This window comes from Dictyobacter vulcani (assembly GCF_008974265.1).
Classification (GTDB): Bacteria; Chloroflexota; Ktedonobacteria; order Ktedonobacterales; family Ktedonobacteraceae; genus Dictyobacter; species Dictyobacter vulcani.
Genome location: NZ_BKZW01000001.1, coordinates 4,202,023 through 4,217,570 on the forward strand (window position 1 = coordinate 4,202,023; position 15,548 = coordinate 4,217,570).

Sequence of the window (15,548 nt, forward strand, 5' to 3'; positions counted from 1 at the left end):
TCGCGACTGAAAGTATAACAGAGTGTGGTATGCTTATTCAAGTAGTACTAGTCTATAGTTGCATTTTCGTTTTATACCATAAATGCTAACGTTATGGTCGTGGAATAGACCGGACCGTAGCCAAGAGCACAATAGTACGGGGAGTTTTGTATGTATGAATAGTATGTTGTATACCCAACCAGCAACGTCATTGACACCTGCGTTGATTATTTATTTGATTGATGCCAGCCATTCTATGAATGATCTATGTGGCCCGATGACCAAAATTGATCTGGTGAATCGAGCATTACGGGATGTCATCAAGGATATGGTGCGCCGCTCTATGCGTGACGGCGTTGTGCAACGCAGATATAAAGTCGCTATTCTGGCTTATAGTAGTGAAGTTGTGGATGTGTTAGGTGGCATTCGTGATCTCCCAGATCTGGTACGCGAAGGGACGCCGATCCTGAGCGCAGGTGGTGAGACAGATACCACGGCCGGTTTTGCTGCCGTAGAAACATTGCTGCAGGAGAATATCGCCCGCTTTCAATCCTATCCAGCCCCTCTTGTCTGCCATCTGACTGATGCCCTCTTTACTGAAAGTGACCCCTCCAGTTTGATTAAGCGTATCCAGACGATGACCGTCAATGATGGGCCAGTGCTCATCGAGAATGTCTATGTGGCGGATAAAATGCTGCGTGCATCTGTTTCTGACTGGCATACCTGGGGGGCGTGACCAAACCCGGTCAGCTTACCAATGAATATGCCAGATTACTTTTCCATCTTTCCTCTCCGCTGCCAGAGACGTATCGCCAGAATATCAACAACTATGGTTATCATTTGCAGAGTGGCGCGACTCTCTTCTTTCCAGGGGCACACACTGACCTTGTACGACTGGCCTTTGCCGTCTCCTCAGCTACGCAATTAAAATGATGATAAGGAAGAGAAGTATCTATGCCGCCAGATAATGCTATAAGTGCTTTTCGCATACTGGAAACCGATCAAGTGATTGATAGTTTTACCCGCGCCGAATTAGTACCTTCTACTATTGCTCGCTTGCTCTCGTTTCGTTGTCGGGAGGCGCGAGAACAGTCACTCCCTAATCAAGATTACGCCATGGTTTCTTATCGCAAGGATGGATCAGCGCTCAGTTTCTGTGTTTGCGATGGCGTAAGCAGTTCCTACAAAGGCGACTTTGCCGCTTGCTGCCTGGCATCATATCTGGTGAAATGGTTACAAGAGTTACCTGTTCAAGCAGAGAGGCCAGCCAGATTAGAGGCCGTACTAGAGGGACAGCTTAATCGTCTGGCGCTTGCTGCTCAAGGACAATTGATGAAGCTAGAGAAACCAACCGATGTTCCCGATCTCGTGCGCGAGGTACTGGATGACTTATGTCAGAACTATGGGAGTGAGACGGTCTTTTTTTGCGGACGACTGGATTATGAGGTGAGCAAAGCCGGGCAGCCAGCGCAGTTAAAAGATGGTTTGTTTTGCTGGATGGGTAATGTGACGGCGCGCCTCTTTTTAAATCCCCAGCAGTACATTCTACTGGGAGAGAAAACAGATAAAGACGGTCGCTGGTCAACGCGTCATGGGTGTCGTGGTGCATTGCATACCTGGAGTCGCTCGCTAACAACCCTGGAGCGTTTGACCGTGCATACGGATGGTCTGAATGACGTAGGAGAAGCGCTGGTTACACTGGATGACAATACATTGCTGGCCCGGGTTCAGCAGTTATTGGAATTGCCTGATAGTGATGACATGACAGCATTTGATCTCTCCTGGCAGACGGCAGACAATGAAGAGGTGACATGGCGGTGAGCACGTTCCATCCGACCCAGGATATGCTGCTGCCAATCGGCACGGCCTACTATCGCTTTTTGCCTCATCCTTATTTTTCAGATGACCGACAAGAGGTTTTTGTGCTTGAAGGTGGTGAAGCATTTGTTTATCGGATCCAGCATATGGGAGATAAGCAGGACTATGCTTTGAAGGTAATGAAGCCCGCATTTCGTGATAGCTCTACCCTTCAGATAACCCGCTATCTGGCACAACATATGAATACGCCCGGCCTTTTTCTGGCCCGGCGTCTCTGTCTGACACAGGAGCAATATCCCGAGTTGATTCGTCGTTTTCCTGACCTGGAATATGCGGTACTGATGCCCTGGATAGAGGGTCGTACCTGGGCTGGCTTGATGCTAGATCCTGTTGCCAGTGTGCAGTATACACCCTCCAATGCCCGTAAACTGGCGGCCGCGATGGCCTATGTTCTATGGAATTTAGAAGGACGTTCACTGGCTCATACCGATATTGCAGGCGGGAACGTTCTTCTGAGTCCTGATATGCGCCAGATTCAATTAATTGATCTGGATAGTCTCTACATTCCGGGCACGAAGATGCCAAAGAAGCGTAGCCGCGGCTCACCTGGTTATCAGCATCCAAAACAGGATGAGCGCGGGCAGTGGCGTCCCGATGGAGATCGCTTTGCGGGAGCTATCCTCCTGACTGAAATGCTTACCTGGTGGAATCCGGTCGTGCGTGCGGAAACACCTGAGGGCTCTGAATCGCTCTTCACACCGCAGGAATTACAACGGCAAGACTTCCCACGCTGGCGACGTATACGCCGAACCCTGGAACAGATGAATCCTGCTTTACGCGATTTGTTTGACCAGGCCTGGCACGCCCAGAAGATCGAAGATTGTCCAGATTTTAGTACGTGGTCTATGTGGATGGGTACATCTTTCGTATAGACTCATTGCAATTTTTCGATGAAAGTCGTAAATTAGATATCGAACGATTTGCATGCTGAATGGTCTCATAGCTAGTAATACTATTATTGGGATATTCCAGTAGCAAATTAAAATCTGAAGTCTCTATAGTTTGTTAATGCTTTATCCACCCTATCAAGAAAGGTTTTTTTATGAGCGGCAATCAAGTGGCAACAGATTTCGGAGAAATGGATGCAGCGGTAAAAACATTTGATACCAACGTTATTCATTTAGAAGAGGCCATTTCCAATGTGAACAGCGCAGTCCAGAAGCTGGGAGCTGTCTGGAAAGGAAGTGGTTATGATCAATTTTTGCTGGCATCACAGTCCTGGGAAAAAGTCTCGAAAGAGATGAAAGAGATGCTTCACGACATCAACGTCAACCTCAGCGCAAGTAACCAGGAATACCAGAAGGTGGAGCAAGCAGTTTCAAAATCTTTCCAGGGCTTCCAGATCTAATACGTTTGAGCCTCTACAAATAATAAGGTGCATATGCTGGTAGATACACTGGCATATGCACCTCTAACACTATCCACACTGTATAGGTTTTTTATCCTATACTATATTTTATAGGATAGGGTAGCAATACTATCTCACATCGTTTTATTTGCTGGCACTACTTGAGTATAATTTATGCAAACTCTTCTTGTAACTATTCTTGGCAACCGAAAATCATTTGACCTTGAACTACCCGGGGATATACCCATCAGCGATCTGATGCCTTTTTTACTGGATCTGTGTGGGTATGAGGAAACAACTGTCGAGCAGCAAGAAACCGCGCTCTGGTGTTTATGTTTAGCTGAACAGACAACAGCCTTAAAGAATACCCATACACTGATTGATGCCGGGATATTGGATGGTGCAGTACTCTCTCTGCAACCACTGCGATCTCTTGAAGAGACCAAAAAGCCAAAGAAATCCTTTATACCCAGGCAAATTACACCCGGCCCCGGAACAGGCGGTATTGGCGTACGTTGGAGTAAAGGCGACCTCAATTTTTGATGTTTCTGTGTGCCTCTTCAGATCAAATAGCCCTGACTGATACCGAGGAGCTACCGCTAAAGGGAAGTAAATACTATGCATGGAATAAAATTCTATCGACCCGCCAGGGCTTATCCTGCTGTTTTGCCTTCAGAGGAGATTGTGATTCAGGCTCCTCCAGTTATACAGCCTGCACAAATGGGTGCCATGGCCTGGATGCAATATCTGCTTCCGGTGGTTGGCAGCCTGGGATCAGTTGCTTTTTTGTTTGCCTATCATGCGAATCTGTTGATGATAGGTGCGGGTGCCCTGATGATTGTTTGTTCTATTGGCGGTGGTCTGGGAATGGGAATTGCCCAGCGGCATATGCAGAAGAAGGTACGCCAGCAGAACAGTGAGCTCTACCGGGCCTATCTGGCGCAGTATCGCACTCGCCTGCGTGCCATTGCGCACCAACAACGTCAGGTTGGCGAGCGCTTGTATCCGTCCTATGAACATTTAGTTGAGCAGGTAAAACAACATCAATATTTATGGGAGCGCCGCCCGGATGACGCTGATTTTCTGCGTGTACGTATCGGTGTCGGCCCGGTGCCTCTTTCCTGTCGCGTGCGTCTGGACCTGGGCGATAATCCAATGGTCCAGTTTGTTCCCGAGTTACGCGCACTGGCGGAATCGCTGGTGAATGAATATAGTTATCTGGATGATATGCCTGCCCACATACCTCTGGGAAGAATTGGGGTGATGGCTATCAGCGGCCAACGTGCTCAGACACGCTCCTTGATACAGGGCATGCTCTGTCAGCTACTGGCCTTACAATCCCCGGAAGATGTGCGCTGCCTGGTGTATTTTCCTGAAGCTCTGGCGCAGCAATGGAGTTGGATTAAATGGGCGCCACATCTGCGCCGCCTGCGTCAGATCAAGGCCGAGAAGCAAAATGCTCCTGATCATTTGTGTATGCTTGCCAGTACGCTGGATGATGTACGTGAGCTTATTCAGTTACAGATCAAGCCAGAATTGGATCGCCGCCGCCGCTTGCTGGCGGATAAAAATAAGCCAGATAACCAGAAAGGTGTGACGCGTCCACATCTGGTCATCGTTCTGGACGGTTTTACTCCCTATGGTCCGATTGGACAAATTCCTGAGATGGATGAATTATTACAGGATGCTGCACAACTGGGCGTGACGTTTATTTGTCTGGTTGATGATGTCAGTCAGGAGCCAACGCAGATTCAGGCCCGACTCTCGATCTCATCGATTGGCAGACTGAGTTTTGAAGAGATGCACTTTGGTGGTCGCCGTCTGGAAGGCCTGCAGCCTGATCACATCGACATCACGCTTTGCGAAAAGCTTTCCCGTAGTCTGGCCGCCATTACGCTGGTCGAGGCCAATGCGCAGCAAGATCTTTCGCAGGATGTGCGCCTGTTAAATTTATTATCAATCCCTTCGGCTGATGCGGTACGACCCGAAGAGGTCTGGAAGCCCCGTCAGAAGCAGGAGCTTTTGCGGGTGCCGCTCGGATTAAGGGCGGATGGCGAGCCGTTGATTCTGGATCTCAAAGAGGCGGCGGATCGAGGAATGGGGCCACATGGACTGGTTGTGGGTGCGACCGGATCCGGTAAAAGCGAGCTATTACGCACCATTGTGATTAGTCTGGCAACTACCCATGATCCTGAGACCGTCAACTTTGTTCTGGTTGACTTTAAGGGTGGCGCTTCTTTTGCCGACTTTGCTGCGCTACCGCATGTCGCCGGGATCATCACTAATCTACAAGAGGATGTGTCACTGGTCGATCGGGTCTATGACTCGTTATTGGGTGAGCAGCAGCGCCGCCAACGTATGCTACATGATGCGGGTAACCTGGATAATATCAAGCAATATCGCGAGAAGTGGCGCTCCGATCCAACTATGGAGCCGATGCCGCACCTGGTTATCCTGGCCGACGAATTTGCTGAATTGATCGAAAAGCGCCCGGACTTCCTGGATCTCTTTATGACCATGGGACGTGTGGGACGTAGTCTGGGACTACACCTGTTGTTTGCGACACAGCGTCTGGATGAAGGACGTATTCGCGGTTTAGAGGGCCATCTCCGCTATCGTATCTGCCTGCGTACGTTTAGTGCCTCTGAAAGTACTTCTGTATTGGGTAAGCCTGATGCCTACTATCTGCCATCCGCACCGGGAGTGGGATATTTCAAGGTTGATACCGATACCTATCATATGTTTAAAACAGCCCTGATCTCTGTACCTTTTGTGCCTGTTCAGGAACAGGTCTCTCCGCTGGCCCGGATACGCGACTTTACGTCCACGGGCACATTGGTGAAACATCAATATGCATCCCTAACGGCGACCCCGACGATGCTCCTGCAGGATGAGGCAAGTGAACTGCATACTGAGATGGATGTGGTGATCAGTCATCTGGATACGAAGCAGTTTGAGGCCGGGCAACACGCGAGCGTCCATCAGGTCTGGTTGCCACCACTGAGTAAAAACCTGCCGTTATATGAGGTCCTGGAGCAATGTCAGCGGCCAGATCTGGTTGGATGTTCCTGGAGTCGCACGCCACCATTTGGACCATTGCGTTTGCCCCTTGGCCTGGTCGATCTGCCTCTGCTGCAGGCGCAAGAACCCATGTGGTTAGACTTTTCAGGATCCGGTGGCCATCTGGCTCTGGTTGGTGCACCACAAACAGGGAAGAGCACATTTCTGCGTACCTTGCTCACTTCATTTATGCTGACCCATGCGCCAACCGATGTACAACTGTATTGTATTGACCTGGGTGGTGGTTTGCTCCGTGTATTTGAAGCGGCCCCGCATGTCGGTGTTGTCTGTGGCAAGGCTGACCGCGATAAAGTGCGTCGCGTGATTCGGCAGATGCGCAAGATCATCGAGGATCGTGAATTCCTCTTCCGTGAGCATGGCATTGACAGTATGAGTACCTTCCGTGCACGTCGCCAGGCGGGCGAGTTGCAAGAGATTCCTTTTGGTGATGTGTTTCTGGTGATCGACAACTTCGCGCTGTTCTGTCAGGAATTTGATCTGGAAGCCGAAGTGACCGAGATTATTGCGAGCGGTTTGACCTACGGTGTGCACGTTGTCCTGGCCGCTAATCGCTGGCCTGAGATACGTAGCAGATTGCGTGACAATATTGGTATGCGTCTGGAACTCCGCTTGAATGATCCACTCGACTCAGAGTTTGGTAAGATGGCCGCTGCGGCTCTTCCAACAGGAGTTCCCGGCGGGGTTTGAACAAAGAGAAATTGAACTTCCAGGTGGCGCTGCCTGCTGTTGAGAGGGGACAAGCTGAGAAATCTGACCAGAAGCTTGGGATGCAGCAAGTACTGGAACGGTTTGTACGGCAGGTCCGAACCTCGTGGAAAGGTGAGGTGGCCCCGCCAATCCGCCTGTTGCCATTGATGGTGCGTGCGGAAGAGTTACCACGCTCAACTACCGAGCCGTCCGGAGTATCATTGGGGCTCGAAGAATTTCGTCTCGATCAGATCTATCTTGATTTGCTCAAAGCAGGTCCACACTTCCTGATTCTTGGGGATATGGAATGTGGCAAAACGACGTTGTTGCGCACCTTTTTGCGTGGTGTTGAGCAGAGTTATACACCTGATCAGGTGAGATTTGGCATTATCGATTATCGCAAAACCCTGCTCGATTTTGTGGATAGCAAACATTTGTTGATGTACGCCTATAATCCGTCCACCCTGGCCGAGTGTATCGGCAACTTTAAAGCCGATCTGGATAAGCGTATGAAGGCAGGAGCCGATCTGCCCCTGCACCAGTTACGGAGCCGACCGCGCTGGAATGGACTGCACTATTTCCTGATTGTTGATGACTATGATTCCATTTCATCCTCACCGAGTAGTAGTCCACTCGGACCCCTGGTAGATTTCTTGTTGTCTGGTCGCGATATTGGCTTCCATCTTGTGCTGGCGCGCCGCGTTGGTGGTATGGGCCGCGCCTCGTTTGAGCCAGCATTGCAGCGCTTACGCGAGATGGGTACTTCTACCTTGATTATGAGCGGAGATCCCCAGGAAGGCGCATTATGCATGGTTATGCAGCCTCACAGCAACCAGCAGGCCGTGGCTCTCTGGTACAACTGAAACTCCCCCCAACCCTGGTACAGGTAGCGTATACAGAACCTGCTTACGCATATAACGCAGAGTAAGTAAGAGAGTGTCTGGCTCCTATTCTCATGGAAGTCAGACACTCTCTACAATCATTCAAGAAAAAGGCGACGCCTGGCGTTAGCTGAGTGTTTCGAGATATTGTAAGACTGGAAGGGCCGCCTCTGCACCTGCTTTCGCATGATTGATGAGTGGGATACCATGGGGACCTTTCGCGTGTCGCAGGTGTGGATATACTTTGAGGATCGATTGAACGATCTCCAGATGTCCAAGCATAGCCGCAGAGAAAATATCGGTTCGGGCTCCTTGCTCGATCAGGAAGAGTGCGATATCGCGGCGACCCATATGCGAAGCGGCACCTAAGGCTGTTTCCCAGTCTCCACCACCCCAATCCCAGGCAGCATTCAGCAAGGCTGGCTCCTGTGCCAGCAGTTCCTGTACCCGTTTGAGATCACCATGAGCATTCCCTACAAATTCGCTTACCAATTCTGAAGCAAGCGCTTCTCGTTTTTCCATGTATAATCCTTTCTGGTATCTATTTTCTTCATGCATCATACCATATTTGCTTCAAAATAGTTTTTTTGTTGTTGTGGTTGTGTCTCAGATGGTCAGAGCATATACTGGTACATGCAGGGAGATGAAAGAAGTATCTCTTGCTCAAATCATGCCAATGAGCAGCCTGCTTACCTGTGCAAGATCGTAGAGTGCGCCGATGGAGCTTACTATATGCTATTTATCTCAGCTTTTTGAAAGGCAGGAACAAGTATGACTCAGCAAGATATTAAAACCAGGTGTGCACATTTACGCAGGTTACGTGATCGTATGAATGAAGAAATTCAACTGCTACAAACAACGTTGCGCGAAACAGAAGCCAGAGGTTTTGATAATCCGATCCAAACAGTTGATGTGCTCAAAAGTCTGCAACATGTCTGTAATAAAGTAGACCTGGAACTGGAAAAGTGTCCTGCAGATGATGTATAAATACTATTTGCAGTATATGCACAGAAGTATTTCATCACACTTGCTCTTCTAGTGACATCCAATCTGAAACAGAGCGGACAACGCACCTGCAATGGCCAGGTTACGTTGTCCGCTCTGTTTCAATTCAGGATTAAAGATGCAGACACCAAAGCCAAAGAGGAACATTAAAAACCCCTGTCTAGTGGTCTAGATGTATTGACATATAACACGAAAAAAGGTACATTTTATACAGATAGGTTTCCGAAGTATACAACGTACATCATCGTCTGGATATCTTATCTTTTTTCTGGCCGTTGATGCACGCGGAATTTCGCATAAATAGTGCAGATAAGGCAAGGCGCCTATCTTTGCTATTATCTGGGCATATCAAGGAGGAATGCCTTATGAAACTTTTTCGGAAGGCCCCGGTTTTTTATTGTAGTGCGCGAGCTTGTGCTCGCCAGTCTCGTGATGGCCGTGGCTATGCTAACAAGGATGTGAGCAATGTGCATGCCACCTCTTCTTTTCCCCGTAAATATTTATTCCCAATCAAGGTGTCACCATTGGTGCGCCCCTACAACCAGCCACATTGAACCTCAGAGCCGCATAGACATTTATAAAACTCAAGTTTTATCTAGAAGAGGAGATTTTTATGTTTGCGAACAAGAGGTGCCTCATGCCTGCAGATCGGCAGAAATACATGCAGTTCGTTGCTCGTCGCATTGCGTTACTGACTATGTTCGCGTCTATACCGCCAACGGCTCCTCTGGTGGCGGCTCTGGAGCTCCCGTTGGTCACACTATCTGGCTCCATACCACCAATAATTACAATTATGTGAGCGCACGAACTGACCAGGCCAATACGCCCCTGCAGGCAAGCGTGACCCAGGTACAGGCATGGGAGGAGTTCGACGTGGTTGATGCTGGCAATGGACTCATCGCTTTGAGGTCGCATGCCAATAACAACTATGTAAGCGCCCGCAAAGATCAAACTAATTCGCCGCTGGAGGCAGTTGCTACCCAGGTGCAGGCATGGGAAGAATTCGTATGGCTCCCACAGAGCAATGGGACGGTCGCGTTGCAAGCCGTGGCCAATAACAACTATGTGAGCGCTCGCACTGACCAGGCCAATACACCCCTGGATGCCAACGTGACCCAGATCCAGGGCTGGGAGCAATTCACGTGGGGAACGGTCTAGAGGAGTAGGTGTATAGCATACTGGTAGTTATATACTTATGAAGAAATAAATGTGCCACATGAGGTTTGTCGAGCAGCAGATCTATATTGATTTGTATGTTATACTCTGGTTGTTGTGATGTAGATTGTGGATGTCAAGGAGGTACACCTGTGGCGCTTAACCCTCGGCAAGATGATGAATATACATCGATGCATGGCTATTCCTATTAACGAACGAGGCTTTCGGCAACTCAATAAGGCTGAGATCCCGTATGTATTGTACTGGAAAGAGTAAAAGCATCTTCTATCAGATATTAAAGTTGAACGTGTACTTCCTATTGTCTGTCCGCAAACAAAAAAAATCGGTACTGACGACATTGCAGTAGTCGATCTTTTTCAGTATTGATAGGTTGAGTGGATTTAGGGCCCTGTAAAACACCGACCTTGCGCTGTTAGTTCACTCTTTTGTACGCAGTAGGGAAGCATTCCCGTCACATTTTGCCGTTGGGCACCGAATTTCCAGACACTTTGTCACAGTGATCTGCACACTGCTATCATAACAGCATTAGGAATGATCGGTTGCTGCTCCTATCTCTGGATGTTTACTTTGATGTTTCGTCAGCAGCTGAATCACATTGTCTGTCACCGTTGCAGCTAAGCTGGCATCAATGGAGGTTGCAAGATGTGTTGCTACCAAAGTAGCTTATACACAGAATGCATTTGATGCACACTGGCTGTAGCTGCTGTCGAAGCAGATATCTTCGTTAGCCTGAGTAAAGACAAAGAAGATGTTTGTCAGACTGGATGACCAGCCATTAGCACTCTTTGCACGGTTAACTTCGTTCTGAATGTCGCTATCCAGCAAAGGACTCTCAGGATAACCGGCGGTGTCGGTCCAGGTGCCAGCTAAACGGCTGTTGGATGGAATACGGCCGCTGGAATCTTTGTACTGGGTGTTGTTCTTGTAGAGACCAGAACCGCCAACATCACCAAAATAACGCTGAATCAGACTGTGGTACGTTGACGATACACTGTGGTTGGGCTCCCAGAAAATAGCGTAGACATTGGTGGTACCACCCTGTACCGAGCCTCCATAGTAGCCCATGTTGCTGGCCATTGGCCTGACTGTGGATGCAACTGAGACACCAGAAGATTTTACGATCTGGGGAAAGTAATGGACTTTTTGCTGTTGCGAAGATACATTGGAACTGGCGGCAAAGGCACTTGTTGTTGCAAGAGTGCAAATGCCAGAAGCAGGAGTGGCAGGAAAAGGGTTGGTGTAAACCGTCTTTTCAAAATAAGCCTCCTTAGTACATCGAGGGGACAGCATATTGCTAGCGAGAGCCTTGCGCCCTTATTGACTCTTTAGCCCTCAGCTATTATCCATATATTACATTTCCTTTATGTACTTTTAATTAGCTGTTAATTTATTAATTACCTCTTAATAAAAAAGTTTAGTATAAGAATAAACGCTCTTCCGAGCTACACTTTTAGTGTTGTTTGTGTATTTCTTATGTAAGAATCTTTATTTCTTATGTAAGACTTTGTAAGACAGCATAAGAAGAGAAACGCTGTCAGCAGCTTTTTTTAGTCTGATTCATTGTTTTGTGCTTTTATGGATCGATAAGACATGCTATAAATGAACTGGATCTGGAAAATGTGAAAGCGCAGAGATACTCTGGACACATTGGATGTTGAGTGGAATGCTTTTGTGCGTACGCGTTAATATGAAGATCAATTTACCCTGGTATGATGCCGTGATGACATTGAGAGATTGTGTTTTTTGGCTGTGATTGTGGTGTGATTATTACAGGTTATGCTTCTGATGCTATCGAAGAGGTGAAGCATGGCTTTAACAACGATTCTCTCCTCAAAGCCATGCTTGCTTCGTAGAGCCAGAACTGGAAAGGAAGCAAGAGTATGGAACGTCAATGGATCATGATTGATGGCAATGAGGCGGTCGCAAAGGTTGCCCATGCCTTAAGTGAAGTCATTGCTATTTATCCGATCACTCCATCAACGCCGATGGGTGAGTTTGCCGATACCTGGTCGGCGAGTGGGCAGCCAAATCTCTGGGGAACTATCCCGCTGGTTGTGGAGATGCAGTCAGAGGGCGGTGCAGCGGGAACACTGCATGGCACACTCCAGACGGGCGCGCTGGCGACCACATTTACTGCCTCTCAGGGCCTGTTGCTGATGATCCCGAATATGTATAAGATTGCTGGTGAATTGACTCCTGTCGTTTTTCACGTGGCAGCTCGTTCTCTGGCGGCACAGGGCCTCTCTATCTTTGGCGATCACTCGGATGTGATGGCTGTGCGCTCGACCGGCTTTGCACTCCTTGCTTCCAATTCTGTACAGGAGGCGCAGGATCTGGCTCTGATTGCTCATGCCTCTACACTGCAAGCGCGCATTCCTTTTCTGCATTTCTTTGATGGCTTTCGCACCTCGCATGAGATCGATAAAATCGAACCATTGACGCATGAAGATATACGGGCCCTCATAGATGATTCGCTGGTACAGGCCCACCGCCAGCGAGCCCTTTCACCAGAGCATCCCTGTATTCGTGGCACTGCACAGAATCCAGATACATACTTCCAGGCACGTGAGAGCGTCAATAGCTTCTATCAGGTATGCCCGGCGATTGTGCAGCAGGCAATGGATACCTTTGCGGCTCAGACTGGTCGCCCATATCATCTATTTGACTATGCCGGGGCCGCGGATGCAGAGCGCGTTATTGTGATGATGGGATCGGGGGCCGAAACAGCGCAGGCAACAGTAGATTATTTGAGTGCCCAGGGTGAGAAGGTTGGTGTCCTCAATGTACACCTGTTCAGACCATTCTCAGTTCACCATTTTCTGCAAGCGTTGCCAGCCACGGTCAAGACCATCGCTGTCCTGGACCGCACGAAAGAACCGGGGAGCGCAGGCGAGCCGCTATATCTTGATATCGTAGCAGCTTTGCAGGAAGATTGGGGAAGAGCAAGCCTGCCTCGTGTTATTGGTGGGCGTTATGGACTCTCGTCCAAGGAGTTCACGCCTGCGATGGTCAAGGGCATCTATGATGAAATGCTGCGTGAGGAGCCCCGGAAGCATTTTATCATTGGCATTCATGATGATGTTACCTCGACGAGCCTGGACTATGATCCTGCCTTTGTGCTTGCAGAGACAGGCCTGGTGCAGTGTCTCTTCTGGGGACTGGGTTCTGATGGTACTGTGGGTGCGAATAAGAACTCGATCAAAATCATTGGCGAGGAGACGCCCAACTTTGCTCAGGGCTACTTTGTCTATGATTCAAAGAAGTCAGGCTCAGTTACTATCTCACATCTGCGTTTTGGCTCACATCCGTTCTCGGCTCCTTATCTGATTGGTGCAGGGCAAGCGGACTTTGTTGCCTGCCATCAGTTTGCTTTTTCTTGAGCGCTTTGATGTCTTGAAATATAGCAAGCCAGGTGGCGTTTTCCTGCTTGATAGTATGTACGATGTTGGGGAGGTGTGGAACTTCCTGCCACAAGAGGTGCAGCACGCCTTACGCGACAAGCATATTCGCTTCTATGTGATAGATGCGCACAAGGTTGCCGCCAGTGTGGGAATGGGTGGACGCATCAATACTATTATGCAAACCTGCTTCTTTGCGATCAGTGGCATTTTATCGCGAGAGCAGTCGATAGAACAGATCAAGCGCAGCATTCAGAAGACCTATGGCAAGCGCGGAGAAGCTGTGGTGCAAAAAAACTACCAGGCTGTAGACGAGACGCTGGCCCATCTGCACGAAGTACTTATTCCTGATGAAGAGGGGGTTCAGTCAGTAGCTCTGATAGGAACCGCGGTGGCGGGAGTGCAAGCGCAACGCAAGCCGGCTGTGGTTCTGCCCATGTTCACCAGGCGGCCACCAGTACCAGCCGAAGCTCCTGATTTTGTGCGCAGCGTACTTGGACCGATGATTGCAGGTGAGGGGGATAGCCTGCCTGTGAGTGCACTTCCCTGTGATGGGACCTATCCTGTTGGGACTGCCTGTTGGGAGAAGCGCAACATCGCGTTAGAGATTCCTGCCTGGGATCCTGATCTGTGTATCCAATGTGGCAAATGCGTGATGGTCTGTCCCCATGCTGTGATCCGCATGAAAGTGTATGATCCCCAACTTCTCGCAGATGCGCCCGAGACATTTCAATCCGCAGAGGCTCGCTTTAAAGAGTTTCCGACCATGAAATATACGTTACAGGTGGCGCCTGAAGATTGCACGGGGTGTGGTTTGTGCGTCGAGGCCTGTCCGGTGAAAGATAAGAGTCAGGTGGGGCATAAGGCGATCAATATGGTCGCGCAACCTCCACTGCGTGAGCGTGAAAAAGCCAACTGGGCATACTTCCTCAAACTTCCAGAGGTGGATGCCACCGATTTGAATGTCGCTGCGATCAAGAATTCACAACTATTGCAGCCGCTCTTCGAGTTTTCTGGTGCCTGCTCAGGATGTGGTGAGACGCCCTATATCAAGCTTGTCACTCAGCTCTTTGGTGACCATATGATAGTTGCTAACGCCACGGGTTGCTCCTCGATCTATGGTGGCAATCTACCGACAACGCCATGGACGGCCAATAGCGAGGGCCATGGTCCTGCCTGGTCGAACTCGCTCTTTGAAGATAATGCGGAGTTTGGGCTGGGATGCGTCTGGCACTGGATAAACAGAGAGAATATGCCGCTGAACTTTTGCTTCAGCATGAAGAGCGTGTCGGTAAGGAACTGGTGCAGGATCTGCTGCACGCTGACCAGTCAAATCAGATGGGTATTCATGCGCAGCGCGAACGGCTGGCCATCCTCAGACAACGTTTGCAGCAAAATGGATCGGCTCCAGCAGCGAATGCGCAGGGTATACAGCAATTGCTGAGTCTGGCGGATAGCTTGATCCGCAAAAGTGTCTGGATCATTGGTGGTGATGGCTGGGCATATGACATTGGCTATGGTGGTCTGGATCATATCCTGGCATCCGGGCGCAACGTGAACATCCTGGTTCTGGATACCGAAGTCTATTCCAATACTGGTGGTCAGGCATCAAAGTCAACGCCCAGAGGCGCTCTGGCCAAATTCGCGGCCCAGGGTAAGGCAACCCGAAGAAAGATCTGGGTATGCTCGCTATGGCCTATGGACACGTGTATGTGGCACGGATTGCTATGGGGGCCAATGATCAGCAGACGCTGCGAGCCATCCTGGAAGCCGAAGCATACGACGGTCCATCACTGATTATCGCTTATAGTCATTGTATCGCGCATGGTATCGATATGCGCAAAGGCCTGGAGCAACAAAAACTTGCAGTGCAGACCGGCTACTGGCCACTCTATCGCTACAATCCAGCCTTGCTTGCTGAAGGGAAGAATCCGCTCCTGATGGACTCGAAAGAGCCGACGCTGCCGCTTGAGCGCTACATCTATAATGAGGCGCGTTATCGGATGCTGCTCCAGAGCAACGAGGAACGGGCTGGACAACTGTTACAGCTAGCACAAAAAGATGTGCAAGAAAGTTGGAGCCGCTATCGACAGATGGAAACAGAGTCGTAGGATT

At 49.4% G+C, this 15,548-nt stretch carries 14 protein-coding genes and 1 pseudogene; 13 read left to right on the top strand and 2 right to left on the bottom strand.

The window, feature by feature from the left end; all coding sequences use genetic code 11:
- Window positions 1-154 precede the first annotated feature (154 nt).
- The 8 genes from KDW_RS17960 (at window position 155) to KDW_RS17995 (ending at window position 7,836) form a co-directional block, all read left to right on the top strand.
- Window positions 155-715, top strand: coding sequence for a vWA domain-containing protein (locus KDW_RS17960; protein ID WP_162005343.1), 561 nt, complete (start codon window positions 155-157; stop codon window positions 713-715).
- Entirely contained in the window at window positions 712-912 is a 201-nt protein-coding gene (locus KDW_RS17965) for a hypothetical protein (protein WP_151757222.1), read from the top strand. Before KDW_RS17960 ends, KDW_RS17965 begins: the two co-directional genes overlap by 4 nt.
- Window positions 913-933: 21 nt before the next feature.
- Window positions 934-1,800: a protein phosphatase 2C domain-containing protein gene (locus KDW_RS17970; RefSeq protein WP_151757223.1), complete on the top strand. Its 867-nt coding sequence runs from the start codon at window positions 934-936 to the stop codon at window positions 1,798-1,800.
- A complete protein-coding gene (locus KDW_RS17975) occupies window positions 1,791-2,729 on the top strand; it encodes a serine/threonine-protein kinase (protein WP_151757224.1) in 939 nt (312 codons plus the stop codon). Before KDW_RS17970 ends, KDW_RS17975 begins: the two co-directional genes overlap by 10 nt.
- A gap of 170 nt (window positions 2,730-2,899) precedes the next feature.
- A complete protein-coding gene (locus tag KDW_RS17980; protein WP_151757225.1) occupies window positions 2,900-3,205 on the top strand; it encodes a WXG100 family type VII secretion target in 306 nt (101 codons plus the stop codon).
- 174 nt (window positions 3,206-3,379) lie between these two features.
- Window positions 3,380-3,748: an EsaB/YukD family protein gene (locus tag KDW_RS17985; protein ID WP_151757226.1), complete on the top strand. Its 369-nt coding sequence runs from the start codon at window positions 3,380-3,382 to the stop codon at window positions 3,746-3,748.
- A gap of 75 nt (window positions 3,749-3,823) precedes the next feature.
- Window positions 3,824-6,973: a type VII secretion protein EccCa gene (eccCa, locus tag KDW_RS17990; protein ID WP_151757227.1), complete on the top strand. Its 3,150-nt coding sequence runs from the start codon at window positions 3,824-3,826 to the stop codon at window positions 6,971-6,973.
- A complete protein-coding gene (locus KDW_RS17995) occupies window positions 6,970-7,836 on the top strand; it encodes an FtsK/SpoIIIE domain-containing protein (RefSeq protein ID WP_151757228.1) in 867 nt (288 codons plus the stop codon). Before eccCa ends, KDW_RS17995 begins: the two co-directional genes overlap by 4 nt.
- 144 nt (window positions 7,837-7,980) lie before the next feature.
- On the opposite strand, the gene KDW_RS18000 is transcribed toward KDW_RS17995, so the two are convergent.
- Complete coding sequence (locus tag KDW_RS18000; RefSeq protein WP_151757229.1) at window positions 7,981-8,376, bottom strand: ankyrin repeat domain-containing protein; 396 nt, start codon at window positions 8,374-8,376, stop codon at window positions 7,981-7,983.
- A 249-nt stretch (window positions 8,377-8,625) separates the two neighbouring features.
- Between KDW_RS18000 and KDW_RS18005 the strand changes: the two genes are divergently transcribed.
- From KDW_RS18005 to KDW_RS18015, 4 genes are all read left to right on the top strand, one after another.
- Window positions 8,626-8,841 carry a hypothetical protein gene (locus KDW_RS18005; protein ID WP_151757230.1) on the top strand — a complete coding sequence of 72 codons (216 nt, stop codon included), beginning with the start codon at window positions 8,626-8,628 and terminating at the stop codon, window positions 8,839-8,841.
- Between the two features lie 383 nt (window positions 8,842-9,224).
- Window positions 9,225-9,413, top strand: coding sequence for a hypothetical protein (locus tag KDW_RS18010; protein WP_151757231.1), 189 nt, complete (start codon window positions 9,225-9,227; stop codon window positions 9,411-9,413).
- Between the two features lie 83 nt (window positions 9,414-9,496).
- Window positions 9,497-9,658 (top strand): hypothetical protein, encoded by a 162-nt coding sequence (locus KDW_RS32290; RefSeq protein WP_170296539.1) that lies wholly within the window; start codon window positions 9,497-9,499, stop codon window positions 9,656-9,658.
- The gene (locus KDW_RS18015) at window positions 9,655-10,017 is read left to right on the top strand and encodes a hypothetical protein (protein WP_233097742.1); all 363 of its coding nucleotides are present in this window, start codon (window positions 9,655-9,657) and stop codon (window positions 10,015-10,017) included. Before KDW_RS32290 ends, KDW_RS18015 begins: the two co-directional genes overlap by 4 nt.
- 681 nt (window positions 10,018-10,698) lie before the next feature.
- Here KDW_RS18015 and KDW_RS31835 read toward each other — a convergent pair.
- Entirely contained in the window at window positions 10,699-11,325 is a 627-nt protein-coding gene (locus tag KDW_RS31835; protein ID WP_162005344.1) for a hypothetical protein, read from the bottom strand.
- Between the two features lie 590 nt (window positions 11,326-11,915).
- Between KDW_RS31835 and nifJ the strand changes: the two are divergent.
- Window positions 11,916-15,544: pseudogene (gene nifJ, locus KDW_RS35990) on the top strand (pyruvate:ferredoxin (flavodoxin) oxidoreductase).
- Window positions 15,545-15,548 lie beyond the last annotated feature (4 nt).

What these genes read in the sequence shown, in the direction of transcription:
- KDW_RS18010 (WP_151757231.1), top strand. Translation starts at nt 9,225, where the DNA reads ATGAAACTTTTTCGGAAGGCCCCGGTTTTTTATTGTAGTGCGCGAGCT.
- KDW_RS31835 (WP_162005344.1), bottom strand. Translation starts at nt 11,325, where the DNA reads ATGCTGTCCCCTCGATGTACTAAGGAGGCTTATTTTGAAAAGACGGTT.
- eccCa (WP_151757227.1), top strand. Translation starts at nt 3,824, where the DNA reads ATGCATGGAATAAAATTCTATCGACCCGCCAGGGCTTATCCTGCTGTT.
- KDW_RS17975 (WP_151757224.1), top strand. Translation starts at nt 1,791, where the DNA reads ATGGCGGTGAGCACGTTCCATCCGACCCAGGATATGCTGCTGCCAATC.
- KDW_RS17970 (WP_151757223.1), top strand. Translation starts at nt 934, where the DNA reads ATGCCGCCAGATAATGCTATAAGTGCTTTTCGCATACTGGAAACCGAT.
- KDW_RS17980 (WP_151757225.1), top strand. Translation starts at nt 2,900, where the DNA reads ATGAGCGGCAATCAAGTGGCAACAGATTTCGGAGAAATGGATGCAGCG.
- KDW_RS17960 (WP_162005343.1), top strand. Translation starts at nt 155, where the DNA reads ATGAATAGTATGTTGTATACCCAACCAGCAACGTCATTGACACCTGCG.
- KDW_RS17985 (WP_151757226.1), top strand. Translation starts at nt 3,380, where the DNA reads ATGCAAACTCTTCTTGTAACTATTCTTGGCAACCGAAAATCATTTGAC.
- KDW_RS18005 (WP_151757230.1), top strand. Translation starts at nt 8,626, where the DNA reads ATGACTCAGCAAGATATTAAAACCAGGTGTGCACATTTACGCAGGTTA.
- KDW_RS18000 (WP_151757229.1), bottom strand. Translation starts at nt 8,376, where the DNA reads ATGGAAAAACGAGAAGCGCTTGCTTCAGAATTGGTAAGCGAATTTGTA.
- KDW_RS32290 (WP_170296539.1), top strand. Translation starts at nt 9,497, where the DNA reads ATGCCTGCAGATCGGCAGAAATACATGCAGTTCGTTGCTCGTCGCATT.